Genomic DNA, 17,453 nt, shown 5'->3' on the forward strand with positions numbered 1-17,453 from the left:
CGCCTTTTTAATTCTGGCGGAGTGGACGGGACTCGAACCCGCGACCCCCGGCGTGACAGGCCGGTATTCTAACCAGCTGAACTACCACTCCTAAAACTACCTGTTGGAAAAAATTCTCCAAAGTTGAATACAACTATTTTTGTCTGACTATATTGGTGGGTGCTGAGAGGCTCGAACTCCCGACCTACGCCTTGTAAGGGCGCCGCTCTACCAACTGAGCTAAGCACCCTACGCTTCATATTCAAACCACTTGTGATTTAAAACTGAGGGCCAAGCTAGTCAAACATTTGACGTATGTCACCACGCCAAAGAACCTTAGTTTACAGCATCTTTCAACGCTTTGCCAGGCTTAAATTTAGGAACTTTGGCAGCCTTAATTTTAATCGCCTCTCCGGTACGCGGATTTCGCCCGCTCCGTGCCGCACGTTTGCCAACTGAAAAAGTACCAAATCCGACTAACGTAACAGTGCCATTCTTTTTGAGAGTCGCTTTAACTGCGCCGATCAATGCATCCACAGCGCGTGACGATGCGGCTTTTGAAATTTCTGCCGATGTAGCAATATGCTCGATTAGATCAGTTTTGTTCAATTAAGTCCCCCTCAAAAGGTTTAAATTCGGAATGAGATTTTTTTAGTCGAAGCTTTTGCCAGGACCAAATATCGTCTTATAAATGAAGACACCACCCTGCATATTAAACAAGCGTGCAAGCGGCATGTCAAGCAGTTTGCCCAACCTTACCGCTTAACGCACAAAGCTTAACACTTCCCATAAGAGTCACTGACAACCTAAAAAAGGTTACAATTTTTGGCAAAAAAAAAACGCTCTGATGAGCGTTTTTTCTGACCATTAATCACTTTACCAATCACCCAAAAGACCAGCAACGAAAGCTTAACTACCACTCATTCTCCACTTTCGTTATCTGGCTTTTGACGAGACTAATTGCAAATTAATGTTTAACTACTGTCGTATCGGTCTTTTCACCAGCTTTGGCGACGGCAGCATCAACTACTGACTCGTCCTCAGCGAGTGGCACCGGTTGACGCTCCAGAGCGACTTCCAGTACTTTATCAAACCAGCGCACCGGTACTATTTCCAACTTATTTTTTATATTGTCAGGGATTTCTGCAAGATCCTTAACGTTTTGCTCTGGAATCAATACCGTCTTGATGCCGCCACGATGCGCTGCCAACAACTTTTCTTTCAAACCACCGATTGGCAATACCTCACCACGCAACGTAATCTCACCAGTCATTGCAACATCAGCCCGCACCGGAATTCCGGTAAAGATCGATACCAGAGCGGTAGCCATCCCAATACCTGCGGAAGGTCCGTCTTTCGGTGTTGCACCTTCAGGCACGTGAATATGAATATCGGTTTTCTCGAACGCCTCGTTCTTGATACCGAGCTTCTTGGCCCGACTGCGCACGACCGTACGAGCGGCCTCAATGGACTCTTTCATTACGTCACCGAGTGTGCCGGTGCGGATGATCGCGCCCTTGCCTTGCATCGCCACCGCTTCAATCGTCAGCAATTCACCACCGACTTCAGTCCATGCCAATCCAACAACTTGACCAACCTGATTTTCTTTTTCCGCAACACCAAAATCGTAGCGACGAACTCCGAGGAATTTGTCGATATTTTTTGATGTGATGGCAACTTTTTTCTCCTGCTTTTTCAGCAGCAGAAGTTTCACTACCTTACGGCAAATCTTGGAGATTTCACGTTCCAGAGAGCGGACGCCTGCCTCTCTTGTGTAATAACGGATGATGTCGCGAATAGCGCTTTCAGCGACGCTAATTTCATCGATCTTCAAGCCATTATTCTTGATTTGTTTAGGCAGCAAGTAGCGCAATGCAATGTTAGCTTTTTCATCCTCGGTATATCCCGACAGACGAATCACCTCCATCCTATCCAGCAATGCCGGTGGAATGTTGAATGAGTTCGATGTCGCGACAAACATCACATCCGACAAATCAAAATCGACTTCGATGTAGTGATCCGAAAACGTATGATTCTGTTCAGGATCCAGTACTTCAAGCAATGCCGACGATGGATCGCCGCGGAAGTCCATACCAAGCTTGTCAATTTCATCAAGCAAGAATAAAGGATTACGCACGCCAACCTTTGCCAGACTTTGCAAAATCTTGCCAGGCATCGAACCAATATAAGTCCGGCGATGACCGCGAATTTCAGCCTCGTCACGCACACCGCCCAGCGCCATACGCACAAATTTACGATTAGTCGCACGAGCGATTGATTGACCCAACGAAGTTTTACCAACGCCAGGAGGACCTACAAAACATAAAATAGGGGCTTTTAGTTTGTCAACGCGTTGCTGCACGGCGAGGTATTCCAGAATACGTTCTTTGACCTTATCCAGGCCATAGTGATCGCCTTCCAGTACTTTTTCGGCATTACCCAACTCGTTGTTGACCTTGGATTTTTTCTTCCAAGGCAAACCAACCAGCGTATCAATATAGTTACGCACGACTGTTGCTTCGGCCGACATTGGCGACATTAGCTTCAATTTTTTCAGTTCGCTCTGGGCTTTTTCCAGTGCTTCTTTCGGCATCTTGGCAGAAACTATTTTCTTTTCCAGTTCCTCCAGATCAGCACCTTCTTCGCCTTCACCAAGTTCTTTTTGAATAGCTTTTACTTGCTCATTCAAATAGTACTCACGTTGCGATTTTTCCATCTGACGTTTCACACGTCCACGAATCCGCTTTTCAACCTGAAGGATATCCAATTCACCTTCGAGCTGTCCTAACAAATGTTCGTAGCGTTTACCGACATTGAAAATTTCCAGAATGACTTGCTTTTGTTCAAGCTTAAGCGGCAAGTGCGCGGCGATAGTATCTGCCAAACGACCGGCATCATCTATTCCTGCCAGTGAAGTCAAAATTTCTGGCGGGATTTTTTTATTCAGTTTTACGTACTGATCGAACTGCTGGACGATGGCGCGGCGCATCGCCTCGACCTCAGCTTCATCGCCCGACTCCGATTCAACTGGCGTCAGATCCGCAACGAAATGGGTATCGAGTTCACTAATGCGATGAATGCGTGCGCGTTGCGCACCTTCCACTAACACCTTGACGGTGCCATCGGGAAGTTTCAACATCTGCAAAATATTGGCGACGCAACCAATTTCATAAATATCGTCAGCCGACGGTTCATCTTTTGCGGCAGCCTTTTGAGCTGCCAACATGATGCTCTTGCCCTGTTCCATTGCGGCCTCAAGCGCCTTTATGGATTTTGGGCGACCGACAAACAGAGGAATCACCATATGCGGGAATACCACTACATCCCGTAAGGGCAATAGCGGCAACCGGGTTTGTTCAGTAACTGTAGAAGTTGTCATGGCGAGCCCTATCAAAGAAACTTATTATTGATGTTGGCACGAGTAGCCTAAACACAAGCCCTAGTTGAAACAAAAAATCTTCATACTATTTGCGTGAGGCAATAAAAAAGCCACACGCGAAGTTACCTTCGGGTGGCTTTACGATTGAAGCCAAATATTTTCTATGTAGAAATTGTACTTCTTTTGGTAAAAAAACGGGGTTTTTTGCCCGTTTTTTACTTAGATTTACAAATTTATGACTTTGCGCCAGAAACCTTCGGCTGATCATGGTAAATCATCAACGGTTTGGCGCCGTGTGTGATGCTATTTTCATCTATCACGACTTTTGACACATTCTTATGACTTGGCAAGTCATACATCACATCAAGCAGCGCGTGCTCCAGAATCGACCGTAAGCCTCGAGCACCAGTTTTGCGTGCCAAAGCCTTCTTAGCTATCGCTTGAAGTGCAGCTGGCCGGATATCCAGTTCGGCACCCTCCATTTGCAACAGCTTCGCATATTGCTTGATCAATGCATTCTTCGGCTCAACCAAAATCTGAATTAAGGCCGCCTCATTAAGCTCCGTCAAAGTCGCGATAACTGGCAAACGACCAACAAGTTCAGGAATAAGTCCGAAACGTGTCAAGTCTTCTGGCTCAGCGTCGAGTAATACTTCGCTCGACGTGCGCTGAGTCTGACTCTTTACATTTGCCGAAAAACCAATGCCGCTCTTTTCAGAGCGTTCTGAAATAATTTTGGTCAGGCCGTCAAAAGCCCCACCGCAAATAAACAGAATATTTGTTGTATCAACTTGAACAAAGTCTTGATTTGGATGCTTGCGTCCGCCCTGCGGAGGGACCGAAGCCATCGTACCTTCAATCAGCTTCAACAAGGCTTGTTGGACGCCCTCGCCGGAGACGTCACGCGTAATTGATGGGTTATCCGACTTACGGGTAATCTTATCGATTTCATCGATATAGACGATACCCTTTTGCGCTTTTTCAACCTCATAATTGCAATTTTGCAGCAATTTTTGAATGATATTTTCAACATCTTCGCCGACATAACCAGCTTCGGTTAGCGTCGTTGCGTCAGCAATCACAAACGGTACATTTAATGTACGCGCCAATGTTTGTGCCAGCAAAGTCTTTCCGGAACCAGTCGGTCCCACTAGCAAAATATTACTTTTTGCCAGCTCGATATCGTCTTTTTTGCCCAGATGCTTAAGGCGTTTGTAATGGTTGTACACCGCGACCGCCAGAATCCGCTTGGCGGTTTCCTGACCGATCACGTATTGGTCGAGCAAATCGCAGATTTCTTGAGGAATCGGCAGTTCTGACTTCTGACCATCCAACGTTTCGACGCTTGATGCCTCGTCACGAATAATGTCATTACATAGGTCAATACACTCGTCGCACACGAAGACCGATGGTCCCGCAATGAGTTTTTTTACCTCGTGCTGGCTTTTCCCGCAGAAGGAACAATAAAGCAGTTTTTCGCCGCTGGAAGTTTTTTTATCAGACATAGGGCAATGTTTAAGCGATCATCAGTAAAGGTTGTCCGCGAGGTAATAGCGGTGTCAGACTACGACTAAATTAGCTATAAATAGGCTATAGCTCAGCTATAACTCGGCGTCCACGTGACATTAAATTGATATTACCTGCGAAACACCGCCTCGTCACGGCACAGACCAATTTAAATGACAGTCACGCCATTTTTTCTTAAAGGGATAAATCACATCAGAAAGAAAAAAACGCCCGACCCAATGGGGTTCGGGCGCTTTGTATCACGCCCAACTATCAGGCGCGCGTCGTAAGAACTTTATCAATCAGACCATATTCTACTGCGGCATCTGACGACATAAAATTGTCACGATCAGTATCTTTACCAATTTGCTCAATGGTTCTGCCGGTTTTTTCAGCCAGAATACCGTTCAGACGTTCGCGTAAATACAGAATTTCCCGCGCCTGAATTTCGATATCTGATGCTTGCCCCTGAGCGCCACCCAAAGGTTGATGAATCATAATACGGGAATTAGGCAACGAAAAACGCTTGCCTTTAGCACCAGCGGCCAGCAAAAAGGCACCCATCGATGCAGCCATACCAGTGCATAACGTCGAGACGTCAGGCTTGATAAATTGCATCGTATCGAAAATCGCCATACCAGCCGACACCGATCCACCAGGCGAATTGATGTAAAGAGAAATATCCTTTTCTGGATTTTCGCTCTCGAGGAAAAGTAATTGTGCAACGATAAGATTGGCCGTCTGATCATTGACCGGTCCAACCAGAAATATCACACGCTCACGCAGCAGGCGTGAATAAATATCGTATGAACGCTCGCCACGACCGCTTTGCTCAACCACGATAGGCACCATGCCGAGCATGTCAGTGTCTAGCGCTGAATTACGATGAAAGCCTGTCATATTCTTCCTTATTGAAACGCAATCAGAGCCTGCTCAGATTACACCACCCTATTTTCGCAGAATTTTGAATAGCGCGTTATTTCTGCTCAGGCCCATAAAAGCCCACTAGGCTTAGCAAGGCTTGATTATGCTTGTTGTCCGTTGTTACCCATCAGTTCATCGAACGGGACCGATTTTTCAGTCACTTTCGATTTACTTAAGACGTAATTGACGACGTTTTCTTCTAATACAAGTGCTTCGACTTCGGCCAGACGGCTACGATCGCTGAAATAATATTTCAGGACTTCTTTTGGATCTTCGTAGCTTTGAGCGAAATCTTCAACTTGCGCTTTAACTTGCTCAGCGCTTGCTTGCAATTGGTTTTCTTTCACTACGTCGGCCAGAATCAAGCCCAGACGCACGCGACGCTCAGCCTGGGCCGCGAACAGCTCAGGAGGAAACGGCATGTTCTTAGTGTCCATACCGCGTTGCGACATGTCTTGACGGGTCATTTCAACCAAACGTTGAACGTCTTGATCGATCAATGACTTCGGTACGTCCAGTTCACTGACTTTGATCAACGCGTCCATCACGCTGTCTTTATTCTTCGCTTTAACGCGAGCACCAACTTCACGCTCCAGGTTGAGCTTGATATCTGCACGCATTTTTGTCAGATCGCCATCTTCCATGCCCAGCGATTTAGCGAAATCTGTATCGACTTCCGGTAGGTGCGCCCATTCCAGTTTCTTCAGCGTGATAGTGAATTCTGCAGTTTTTCCAGCAACGTCTTTACCGTGATAATCGGCAGGAAAAGCCAATTCAAAAGTCTTTGCTTCGCCAACTTTAAGGCCGATAGTAGCGGCTTCAAATTCTGGCAACATTCGACCTTCGCCTAACACAAATGCGTAGTCATCCGCTTTTCCACCGGCAAACTCAACGCCGTCGATCTTACCGACGAAATCGACTGTTACGCGATTTTCGTTTTGCGCTGCCAGATCACTGCCACCATCGCCGTGCTCGCCTTGCTCACCTTTAACGTGGTAATGCACGCGCTGCTTACGCAAGATATTGATAGTCTTGTCGATTTCGGCGTCGCTGACTTCAGCTTTAGTCTTTTCGACTTCAACACCGCTCAAATCACCGATTTTGACTTCGGGATAGACTTCAAAAGTTGCCTCAAAAGCGATAACGCCTTCAGGTACACCTTCGCTGTTCTTAGGCTCGATGTTTGGGAAGCCGGCAACGCGCAAATTATTTTCAGTTGCAGCGTCGTTAAAAGCGCGGCCGACTTTGTCGTTCAGCACTTCATTTTCGACCTGAAAACCATATTGCGCGGCAACCATTTTCATCGGCACTTTACCAGGACGAAAACCCGGTGCCTTGGCGGTGCGTGCACGCACTTTAAGACGCTTTTCAACTTCGGTTTGAACTTCGACCATAGGAATAGTTATGGTGAGACGACGTTCAAGTTTGTTTAGAGTTTCGACTGCAATTGCCATGTGAATCGTCCAAAAATTAGAAATTCTTTGTTTTATATGTGTGACCTGAGTTAACCAAATGACCAAAAACATCTAAAAACAATGCTTTCCATCACTTAAACGGCTAAATGTTGCCATTTATACGTGGTTCTCGGCACGCTAAAGTCCGATATTCTATACGTAAAACGGTTCCTTGCGCCAAAACCGGTCACTACCCGGTCATTGTTCTGTCATTACACTAGCATCCTACGCGGCAACTCTCTTCACAGCCTATCGCATAGCCTATAGCTAAACACCGCCCACTACTTTACCGGTATCGGCATGGCCGATGGGACCGGCACGGCGGTAACACCATTTTGAGGACTGCCATCCACTAATTTATCCGAGTATGTCAAATAGATCAATGTATTGCGCTTCGGATCGACCATTCGTACGATATGCAGGCGCTTAAACAAAATCGACATCCGTTCCGTAAATACATCCTCTTGCAGCGGTAACTTGCCAACAAAGCGCACGCTTGTTGCTACCTGGCGGCAGGCGATTGATGCTTCAGCACGGTCTTCGGCCAAGCCAACTGTGCCTTTCACGCCACCAGTTCGTGCGCGTGACACATAGCATGTGACGCCTTCTACTTTAGGGTCATCGTAAGCCTCAACTACCACTCGATCGTTATGTCCAAGCCAACGAAAAGCAGTGCTGACCTCACCCACCTGTTCGGCTTCTGCATGTGAAGTATTTGCTAAACCGAGACCGAGCGCCGCAATTGCTAACGCGGCAATCAAGGATTTTGAGGATTTAGTAGGCATATCCATCCGTTAAAAGAAGTGAATACAAAAAATCCAATTTAAACTTCAAAGTAAAATTTCCACCAAAAATCGGGTGTGAAGGATCGTAATTTATCTGCGAAACGGTTTTACAAGCCAATATTCGGAAAACGTTCGCACGATGTCTATCGGAACATAACCCGCCATTTTTGCCGCCCTATCATTATCGCGCAAAAAGGCCAGCAAAAAAACCCGACAAATTCAGATAAGAAGTCAAAAAACAAAAGAGAAAGAATAAAAATAACCTGTCATAAATAATATAAACAGGCACAAAAAAGCCCTCATAAGAGGGCCATTCTGACATCGTACAACTTAATTAATTACTTATAACCGAGGGTTACAACTATTAATCGAGGTCGCTACGATTATTTTTAATGCTGCTTTTGGTGCGGATAGAGGGACTTGAACCCCCACGTCTTACAACGCTAGAACCTAAATCTAGTGCGTCTACCAATTTCGCCATATCCGCTTCAAGAGGCCGCATTCTAACAAAGACCAGCCATAAGCGCTACTCAATTATAGAGCCATCGCTATATTTTGTCGCGCAGCGCGATTTCTTTGAGATTAAGTCGCCTTAGACGACCAATTCAGTATGCTCACCGGATTAAGTTACATCTCGCTGAAACAAGAATTGACGAGATCAGCCATGAATTTGTTCGAGATGGCAGGTTTTTACTTTACTATTCGAAACTGAAAAATGTTTGCCTTAAGCAGCAAAAGAAGTCGCGCCGCAGTACTTTTGCTTTCGACAAGAAAACGCTTGGCGCTGAATGGCTTTCTTATTATCAATCTTGTCAAACTGATGTTGCTTACTCGCCAACATCGCCCTTGACTAGCTGGCTTTTCAAATCTTTCCATACGCATCAATATGACCGCTCTTTTGACCGCTTATGACCGCTAATCATTATGAAAACTTTCCCGTGGCATCTTTTTTACTGCCTGCGCGGTTACGGCCGGCAGTACAAGCCATTTATGCGTTCGCTCGCAGCGCCGACGATATTGCTGATGAAGGTGATGCCAGCGCGGAGGAAAGACTATCCGCATTAAACGATTATGAAGCAGCACTGGATCGGATCGAACAAAGAAAGCCAGCCGAAAGCGCTTTATTTGCGTCATTGCACATAATAATCAAAGAATACGCGCTACCGATAGCGCCCTTCCGCGCATTATTATCAGCATTTAAACAAGACGTCGTGACCTCGCGATATGCCAATTTTGAAGATTTAAGCGATTATTGCCGACGCTCCGCCAATCCGGTCGGATGTCTGATGTTGCATCTATACGGCGCTGCGACGGCACAAAACATGCGCGACTCGGATGCGATTTGCTCGGCTTTGCAACTGATTAACTTTTGGCAAGACGTCGCCATTGACTGGGATAAGCAGCGCATTTATTTACCGCTAGAAGATTTACGCCGCTTCGGCGTTAGCGAGGCTCAGATTGACACAGCCAGCGACAACCAGGCTTGGCGAGATTTGATGCAATTCGAAGTCTTCCGGGTAAGGAAAATGATGCTGGACGCCGCACCACTCGCCTTGCGACTTCCAGGGCGAATCGGCTGGGAACTGCGCCTTGTCGTCCAGGGAGGACTGCGAATTCTGGAGCTGTTGGAAAAAGTTGACTACGATGTTTTTCGGCGTCGCCCAAAGTTGGGCAAGTTCGATTGGTGTATTTTGGCGGTGCGGGCGATTCGTATGCGCTAAATTGCTAACACTTATCGCCATCATTTTTACCAGTGTAGTCACATAGACTTCGCTTTATAGTATTTATTTATAGATAGATATTTGTTTATATCTCTTTCTTTATAGCGTTAGCCTTAACAATTTTTCGTTATAGAAAATTCTTGAAGGCGATTAACGTTTTTAAATAACAGTTTTTTGAGCGCATTCCGTTTGTCCTGCTCTGCACACTCGGATAGCATAGCGACTTTGCACACCACATTTTACATTCTGCTTTAAATAAGACTACATAACTACGACAACTTCGGTTGCCCTGAAACAAGAATACAAAAGATCCTTCATGTCTCCTGACGACTACTGCCAGCAAAAAGCCGCCCAGAGCGGATCAAGTTTTTATTACAGCTTTCTGTTTTTACCCGCTGAACGGCGTCGTGCAATTACTGCTCTCTATGCATTTTGCCGGGAGGTTGACGACACCGTCGATGACTGCACCGACGAAGCGGTGGCACGCACAAAACTGATGTGGTGGCGCAAAGAGATTGCTTCAATGCTTGCCGGTAACCCGTCGCATCCTGTTACGCGTGCCCTGCAACCCCATCTGCTGAGCTACAAACTGGATGGTCAACACTTGCAGGCGATCATCGACGGTATGGAAATGGATTTGAATCAAACTCGTTACCTGGACTATCCCGGTCTCAAGCAATATTGCTGGCACGTCGCAAGCGTGGTGGGTATTTTATCGGCGAGTATCTTTGGCGTTACGCAGCCGCAGACACTGCAATTCGCTGAAAAACTCGGACTCGCCTTTCAGCTCACGAATATCATTCGCGATGTGGGCGAAGATGGTCGCAAAGGGCGCATCTATTTGCCGGTCAACGAATTGCAGCAATTTCACGTCACCGCCGCCGATATACTGAATGCGCGGCATAGCGAAAACTTTGAAAATCTTATGCGTTTTCAAGTGGCACGCGCGCAACAAATGTACGACGAAGCGTTTGCCTTACTGCCGAAAGAAGATCATCGCGCGCAACGACCCGGATTGATGATGGCAGCCATCTACCGCGCATTGTTAAACGAAATTGAGCGCGATGGTTATCACGTGTTAAATCAGCGTATTTCACTCACACCAATTCGCAAATTATGGCTGGCGTGGAAGACTTATATCCGTGGCTGATATGTCCGTTCAATCATCATCGCACTTTTTGAATCAGCTTCAACTGCCATGAGCACAGTCAAACAAAAAGTCGCCGTTATCGGAGCCGGTTGGGCGGGCTGTGCAGCGTCGGTCGCCCTCGCCAGCAGCCAGCATCAGGTCACGCTATTCGAAGCTAGCCGCGTATTAGGCGGGCGGGCCCGGCGCGTGATTAGCCATGTTGCTAATCCGGTCTTTGGCGACAAAGCGACTATAGATATACCGCACGATAACGGTCAACACATCTTGCTTGGCGCCTACAAGCAAACCCTGCAACTGATGCGCAAGGTCGGGATCGATGCTAAAACAGCGTTGCTGCGCCTACCGCTCCAAATGTGTTATCCCGAAGGCAGCGGCGGCATCACCTTTGTGGCACCCGCCCTACCCGCACCATTTCATCTCCTCGCAGCTTTGTGGCGTGCCGATGGGTTAAGCAGGGAAGATAAAATAGCGCTGGCACGATTCAATTCCGCTGCGCGTTGGATGGGCTGGGAATTACATGACGATTGCACCGTTAGCACGCTATTAGAGCGATTTGATCAGACTGAGCGATTGACACGATTACTTTGGCATCCATTGTGTGTCGCCGCACTGAACACGCCACCGGATCGCGCATCAGCGCAAGTTTTTCTGGCGGTGTTGCGTGATAGCCTGGGTGCGCGTCGCTCTGCTTCGGACATGCTATTACCGCGCTGCGATCTGAGCAGTCTGTTGCCCGATAGGGCAGCCGATTTTGTCAGACAGCAAGGCGGCACTGTTCATCTTGGTTGTAACATCAGACGGTTACAGGCTAACGGCACCGGTTGGCGGTTAAGCTCCGCTGATTACGAAGGGGATTTTGATGCCGTTGTTATCGCGACGCCGCCTGACATTGCAGCCAACTTGCTCGGCCCTTTAACGGATACGACGCTACTCAAAAACTTCTCCTATGAGCCAATTACCACCTGCTATTTACAGTACGCCCCGACAACCTCCTTGCCACGTCCTTTTTTCGCACTGATTGAGGATGGCGCTGTCGGTGATTGGGGCCAATTTGTATTTGATCGCGGTCAACTTGATGCGACACAAGCTGGCATGTTGGCAGTTGTCATCAGTAGTTCTGGCGCAGCAATTGCCGATGGTCACGCGGCATTAACCGCTGGTATCACCGCGCAACTAGCTAAAGTATTCAATCAGCCTGAACTGGCACATCCAAGCTGGACCAAAGTCATTTCTGAAAAACGTGCAACCTTCGCCTGTACACCAGCCCTCGTCCGTCCTGACAATAATAGCGGCTTGGACGGTGTATGGTTGGCCGGTGATTATACGATCAGCGACTATCCCGCGACGCTGGAGTCGGCCGTCAGGAGTGGCAATCAGGCGGCAGCGCTAGTTGGCTTAAAGAGCAAGACTTCACCTTGACGGGGAATACCTAATAAATCAGGTCCGAACAGCGGGTCAATCAACAGCCTTCTAAAATGTTACATATTTTCTCTGCAATAGTTAATAACTACGCGTTATGTTATTCCCGCAATTAATCCAAAATTAATCCCAAGATTTCCTAAATCACCCGGCGCAATACACCCGTCGGGCTGATGACTTGAAAAGTCTTCATCTAAAAACCATATCATTTTCTCCCAACGACGGTGCATTTTGCCCTAGCATACTAAGGGTTCAGAAAATCAGCTGAAAATTTTCAGCATCTCACCCATCACATTCACGGAGAAATAATGCCCGTCATCACCTGCATCGAAGATCTGCGCGTACTCGCACAGAAACGGGTACCAAAAGCCTTCTACGATTACGCCGATAGCGGCTCGTACACCGAAGGCACTTATCGCGCCAATAGCAGCGATCTGGCCGCCTTGAAATTACGTCAACGCGTCGCCATCAACGTCGACGAGCGGAGTACCGCCACGACCATGATAGGCGAAAACGTGACGATGCCGGTTGCGATTGCCCCGACCGGATTAACCGGCATGCAATGGGCCAACGGCGAAATGCTGGGCGCGATTGCCGCCGAAAAATTTGGAATCCCGTTTACGCTATCGACGATGAGCATCTGCTCAATTGAAGATGTTGCCAGCGTGACGACCAAGCCGTTCTGGTTTCAACTTTACGTGATGCGTGACCGTGGCTTCGTCAAATCATTGATTGAGCGTGCCAAGGCCGCGAAATGTTCGGCCCTTGTTCTCACGCTGGATTTGCAGATTCTCGGCCAACGCCATAAAGATATTAAAAATGGGATGTCCGTGCCGCCGAAGTTAACGTTGGCAAACATCATTGACCTGGCGAGCAAACCAGCTTGGGCATTGCGTGCACTAAGTGGTCGTAAAACATTTGGTAATCTGGCAGGTCACGTCAAAGGTGCTGATGGAATTTTGACATTGAGCAAATGGACTGCCAGTCAATTCGATCCCACTTTGTGCTGGGATGATATTGCCTGGATCAAAGAACAATGGGGCGGCAAACTGATACTGAAAGGCATTCTGGATGTCGAGGATGCCAAAATCGCCGCCGCCAGCGGTGCTGATGCGATCGTCGTCAGCAACCACGGCGGCCGTCAACTTGATGGCGCTGTGTCGTCTATTTCGGCACTTCCGGCTATCGTCGAAGCGGTCGGTGATGAGATCGAGGTCTGGTTCGACGGCGGTATTCGTAGTGGTCAAGACGTGCTGAAAGCCGTTGCATTGGGCGCCAAAGGAACGATGATCGGTCGCGCTTTCTTGTATAGCCTGGGCGCGATGGGCGAAGCAGGCGTCACCAAAATGCTGGAGATCATGCGCCAGGAACTGGATGTCAGCATGGCCCTGACCGGGACCAAAAATATTAACGATGTTGGACCGCAGATTTTGACGCGCGGCTAAATGCGATTAAGCGCCTGGCCAATCTTGGCCAAGCGCGGCTTTGCTTCAAACCATGTGATTTGTACGCAAACTTGCATACCAATCTTGCTCGCCTACGACCGGGTAGCACGCCAAAAATACTTTCTCAGCGAAAAAATAGCAATCGCGTTAAAAATGTACTATGCGCTTCTGCCGCCATTAACGCCACCAACACCAACAAGCAAAGTGGTGGGATCAGAATGGCATACACCAACGCTAACCGCTCCCAGGCCATGTGCATAAAAAAAGCGACTATCAGTCCCGCTTTCAGCAACATCAGCAACAAAATCAGCGTCCATCGCAAATAGCCATGAAACTGCAAATAGTCGACCATGTAAGAAAGCGTGCTGAGTACGAATAGCAAGCCCCAAATCTTAAGGTAAAGACTCGTGGGGTGCTGCTGTCCGGTATGAGAACTGTGTGTTTCCATGACGGCCTCTTACCAAAGATAAAATAGTGCAAATATAAACACCCACACCAAGTCTACAAAGTGCCAATACAATCCGGCAATTTCGACAATCTGATAGTTACCACTGCGTTCGTACCGGCCAAGCAATACACGTACAGCGATCGTTACCAGATAAATGACACCGATGGAAACATGCAGGCCATGAAATCCTGTGATCATAAAAAACGTCGCGCCAAATTGCGGCGCGCCCATCGCATTTCCCCATGGCCGCACGCCTTCGTTGACGATTAGATTAGTCCATTCAAAGACTTGCATGCTGACAAACGCCACACCGAAGGCTGCGGTGACCAACATCAAAATGGCAGCACGGACGCGTTCACGACGATAGGCAAAATTCACCGCCATTGCCATCGTGCCACTACTACTGATGAGCACAAAGGTCATAATGGCGATCAACAGCAACGGCACCGGCGTCCCGCCAATATGTAATGCAAACACTTCACTGGTATTCGGCCAGACTGTCGTACCTGACATCCGCACCGTCATGTAGCCGACCAGAAAGCAGCTAAATATGAAGGTATCGGAGAGCAAAAATATCCACATCATGGCCTTGCCCCAAGAGACCTGAAATGCCTCCCGATCTGCCGACCAGTCATTCACCAACTGCCGCCATCCAGATGCCGACGACACCGGCCTCGTCAGCAACACCGGTTCTTGCGCGGTCCGAATGGATAGGTCTTCTGACTTTTGTCCGCTCATCGACAGGTTCATTTCGCCCTCCCTTTCCTCTTTTTGATGCCGTATCAACGCGTGCCACAAATGAACCGGACTACTTCCGGTGTCAGCCAGCGTAACGCTGCAAAAAGCACGACCCATACCGCTAGCAAAAAATCCCAGTAACGGGTGCACAGTCGGGCGCGCCATCTCAACTCGAACATGGCGCTATCCAATACGGGGCCAAATCGTACAAAACGCACTGTTCGTAGCCAACCGACCAAACCGCCCAGAACGTGCGCGCCATGCATCGCGGTGAGTAAGAAGAAAAAACTGCCCGCCGGATTACCCATTGGCGTTATGTGGTTTGCTTGGAGGGCATGCCAGCTCCAGAATTGGCATCCTATGAACGCAAATCCGAAAAAACCGCCCATTACTAAAAACTTACGCGTCGTTAATGGTCGGCCAGCTTTATTTGCACCATGTAACATCAAGCTCGTCGCCAACAACAAAATGGTACTGAGCCAACACTGCCAGGGCATCACAATAGGCGACCAGTCACTACCATCCATTCGCATCACATACGCCGCCATGAACAAGGTGAATAACGCAGTGGCCACGCCAATAAAAACCCACAGTGCAACGCTGACAGCAGCGATTGTTGACGGGCGCGTAATTCTGGCCCGTATAGTCATTCGACCAGAGTCGCGTCTGGTGACTTTTAATGTATGAGAAGTACTCACGCTAATGCCCCTTTACTCACAACGGGTAGCGGCGTGTCCAGTGCAGGTGGCGCATTCTGCGCGACAAAATCCTCCTTCTCGCCTGGAAGACTGTAGGCGTAAGCACCGCGATAGACGACCGGCAATTGCGGCCCCCAATTACCGTGTTCTGGTGGCGTTTTTGGTGTCTGCCATTCCAGAGAAGCAGCGCGCCATGGGTTGGATTCCGCTCGCTTGCCCCGGAACGTACTCCACACCAGATTAAATATGAATACGAGTTGCCCCGCCGCTACCACCAGTGCCACCACGGTAATGAAAACGTTCAGCGATTGCGCCGATGATGGAATAAATTTATATCCCTGAAAAACGTAGTAACGCCGCGGCATGCCCAAAATGCCGAGATAATGCATTGGAAAAAATATCGCATAAGTACCGATAAAGGTAAGCCAGAAGTGAATCTTTCCCAGCCGATCATCCAACATGCGTCCTGATACTTTTGGGAACCAGTGATAGATACCGCCAAAAATCACCAATAACGGCGATACCCCCATCACCATGTGGAAATGCGCAACAACGAAATATGTGTTGGATAGCGGAATATCAACGCTGACATTGCCAAGAAACAAACCAGTCAAACCGCCAATCAGAAAAGTACTGATAAAAGCCAGCGCAAACAACATCGGCACGGTCATGTGAATATCCCCGTCCCATAACGTCAGCAACCAGTTGTACACTTTGATCGCAGTAGGAATCGCGATAATGAGAGTTGTCGTGGCAAAGAAAAATCCGAAATACGGATTCATGCCGCTAACAAACATGTGGTGCGCCCATACCACCACACTGAGGACACCAATAGCAAGTATCGCCCACACCATCGTGCGGTAGCCGAAGATACACTTTCGGGCGTGAACGCTGATCAAATCCGAGACAATGCCAAATGCTGGCAATGCAACGATGTAGACCTCGGGATGACCAAAGAACCAGAATAAATGTTGAAACAGCAGCGGACTTCCGCCGTTGTAATTAGTAGCTTTGCCCATTGATAGCAAAGCAGGCATAAAAAAACTGGTGCCGAGCGTGCGATCAAGCAACATCATGATGCCGCTGACAAACAACGCAGGAAAAGCTAATAACGCCAAAATAGTCGCGACAAAAATACCCCACACGGTCAGTGGCATGCGCATCAACGTCATACCCTCAGTACGCGCCTGCAAGACGGTCGTCACGTAATTTAATCCACCCATCGTTGCAGCGACGATAAATATCAATAGCGACACCAGCATCAGAATAATGCCCCACTCATAGCCGGGCGTACCGGGCAAAATAGCTTGCGGCGGATAAAGAGTCCAGCCAGCGCCAGTCGGACCTCCTGGCACAAAGAAACTCGCCATCAACACGATTACCGACAAAAAATAGGTCCAGACACTCAGCATATTTAAGTAGGGAAATACCATGTCACGTGCACCTACCATCAATGGAATCAGATAATTGCCGAAGCCGCCTAACAGTAAAGCTGTCAGCAGATAAATCACCATAATCATGCCGTGCATGGTCATGAACTGGTAGTAATGCGTCGCATCGATTCCAGAAAAACGACCAGGAAAGCCAAGTTGAAGACGCATCAAATTTGATAGCGCAACACCGACCAAACCAGCGAAGATAGCGATACAGGAATACTGAATAGCAATCACCTTATGATCCTGACTCCAGACATATTTCAAAAAGAAGCTCTGAGGCGCCTGGTGCGCCTCATCATTCTGGTGTGTGATCATCTCTTCGGTGCTAGTCATGGACTTCCCCGTTAAACGCTGGCGACGTTAAGGCCGCT

At 48.1% G+C, this 17,453-nt stretch carries 14 protein-coding genes and 3 tRNA genes; 4 read left to right on the forward strand and 13 right to left on the reverse strand.

Annotated features, from left to right (window positions below):
* Nucleotides 1–14: 14 nt before the first annotated feature.
* From QN379_RS07465 to QN379_RS07505, 9 genes are all read right to left on the reverse strand, one after another.
* Nucleotides 15–91, reverse strand: a tRNA-Asp gene (locus tag QN379_RS07465).
* Nucleotides 92–153: 62 nt separating this feature from the next.
* A tRNA-Val gene (locus QN379_RS07470) sits at nt 154–229 on the reverse strand.
* An 86-nt stretch (nt 230–315) separates the two neighbouring features.
* Nucleotides 316–588, reverse strand: a complete 273-nt coding sequence (locus QN379_RS07475; RefSeq protein WP_322237861.1) for an HU family DNA-binding protein — start codon at nt 586–588, stop codon at nt 316–318.
* A 358-nt stretch (nt 589–946) separates the two neighbouring features.
* Complete coding sequence (lon, locus tag QN379_RS07480; protein ID WP_322237860.1) at nt 947–3,358, reverse strand: endopeptidase La; 2,412 nt, start codon at nt 3,356–3,358, stop codon at nt 947–949.
* Nucleotides 3,359–3,591: 233 nt separating this feature from the next.
* Nucleotides 3,592–4,863 carry an ATP-dependent Clp protease ATP-binding subunit ClpX gene (gene clpX / locus QN379_RS07485; protein WP_322237858.1) on the reverse strand — a complete coding sequence of 424 codons (1,272 nt, stop codon included), beginning with the start codon at nt 4,861–4,863 and terminating at the stop codon, nt 3,592–3,594.
* A gap of 274 nt (nt 4,864–5,137) precedes the next feature.
* The gene (clpP, locus tag QN379_RS07490; RefSeq protein WP_322237855.1) at nt 5,138–5,764 is read right to left on the reverse strand and encodes an ATP-dependent Clp endopeptidase proteolytic subunit ClpP; all 627 of its coding nucleotides are present in this window, start codon (nt 5,762–5,764) and stop codon (nt 5,138–5,140) included.
* Between the two features lie 125 nt (nt 5,765–5,889).
* Nucleotides 5,890–7,242 (reverse strand): trigger factor, encoded by a 1,353-nt coding sequence (gene tig / locus QN379_RS07495; RefSeq protein WP_322237853.1) that lies wholly within the window; start codon nt 7,240–7,242, stop codon nt 5,890–5,892.
* A 281-nt stretch (nt 7,243–7,523) separates the two neighbouring features.
* Nucleotides 7,524–8,027 carry a CreA family protein gene (locus QN379_RS07500; RefSeq protein WP_322237851.1) on the reverse strand — a complete coding sequence of 168 codons (504 nt, stop codon included), beginning with the start codon at nt 8,025–8,027 and terminating at the stop codon, nt 7,524–7,526.
* A 402-nt stretch (nt 8,028–8,429) separates the two neighbouring features.
* Nucleotides 8,430–8,514, reverse strand: a tRNA-Leu gene (locus tag QN379_RS07505).
* Between the two features lie 421 nt (nt 8,515–8,935).
* Here QN379_RS07505 and hpnC point away from each other — a divergent pair.
* The 4 genes from hpnC to QN379_RS07525 all read left to right on the forward strand — a co-directional run bounded on the left by hpnC (nt 8,936) and on the right by QN379_RS07525 (nt 13,762).
* Nucleotides 8,936–9,748, forward strand: a complete 813-nt coding sequence (gene hpnC, locus QN379_RS07510; RefSeq protein ID WP_323506384.1) for a squalene synthase HpnC — start codon at nt 8,936–8,938, stop codon at nt 9,746–9,748.
* A gap of 316 nt (nt 9,749–10,064) precedes the next feature.
* Nucleotides 10,065–10,898 carry a presqualene diphosphate synthase HpnD gene (gene hpnD / locus QN379_RS07515; RefSeq protein ID WP_322237845.1) on the forward strand — a complete coding sequence of 278 codons (834 nt, stop codon included), beginning with the start codon at nt 10,065–10,067 and terminating at the stop codon, nt 10,896–10,898.
* 48 nt (nt 10,899–10,946) lie between these two features.
* Nucleotides 10,947–12,317, forward strand: a complete 1,371-nt coding sequence (hpnE, locus tag QN379_RS07520) for a hydroxysqualene dehydroxylase HpnE (RefSeq protein ID WP_323506385.1) — start codon at nt 10,947–10,949, stop codon at nt 12,315–12,317.
* A gap of 308 nt (nt 12,318–12,625) precedes the next feature.
* A complete protein-coding gene (locus QN379_RS07525; protein ID WP_322237839.1) occupies nt 12,626–13,762 on the forward strand; it encodes an alpha-hydroxy acid oxidase in 1,137 nt (378 codons plus the stop codon).
* 124 nt (nt 13,763–13,886) lie between these two features.
* On the opposite strand, the gene QN379_RS07530 is transcribed toward QN379_RS07525, so the two are convergent.
* The 4 genes from QN379_RS07530 to ctaD are packed head-to-tail and all read right to left on the reverse strand — an operon-like array spanning nt 13,887 to nt 17,415.
* Complete coding sequence (locus QN379_RS07530; RefSeq protein ID WP_322237836.1) at nt 13,887–14,210, reverse strand: cytochrome C oxidase subunit IV family protein; 324 nt, start codon at nt 14,208–14,210, stop codon at nt 13,887–13,889.
* Between the two features lie 9 nt (nt 14,211–14,219).
* Nucleotides 14,220–14,960 carry a heme-copper oxidase subunit III family protein gene (locus tag QN379_RS07535; RefSeq protein WP_323506386.1) on the reverse strand — a complete coding sequence of 247 codons (741 nt, stop codon included), beginning with the start codon at nt 14,958–14,960 and terminating at the stop codon, nt 14,220–14,222.
* Between the two features lie 32 nt (nt 14,961–14,992).
* On the reverse strand, nt 14,993–15,646 hold the full coding sequence (locus tag QN379_RS07540) for a bb3-type cytochrome oxidase subunit III (protein WP_323506387.1): 654 nt from the start codon (nt 15,644–15,646) through the stop codon (nt 14,993–14,995).
* Nucleotides 15,643–17,415 (reverse strand): cytochrome c oxidase subunit I, encoded by a 1,773-nt coding sequence (gene ctaD, locus QN379_RS07545; protein WP_416348532.1) that lies wholly within the window; start codon nt 17,413–17,415, stop codon nt 15,643–15,645. The genes QN379_RS07540 and ctaD overlap by 4 nt, the downstream gene beginning before the upstream one ends.
* Nucleotides 17,416–17,453: the final 38 nt, after the last annotated feature.

The organism is Glaciimonas sp. Gout2, assembly GCF_035018905.1.
Taxonomy (GTDB): domain Bacteria; phylum Pseudomonadota; class Gammaproteobacteria; order Burkholderiales; family Burkholderiaceae_D; genus Glaciimonas.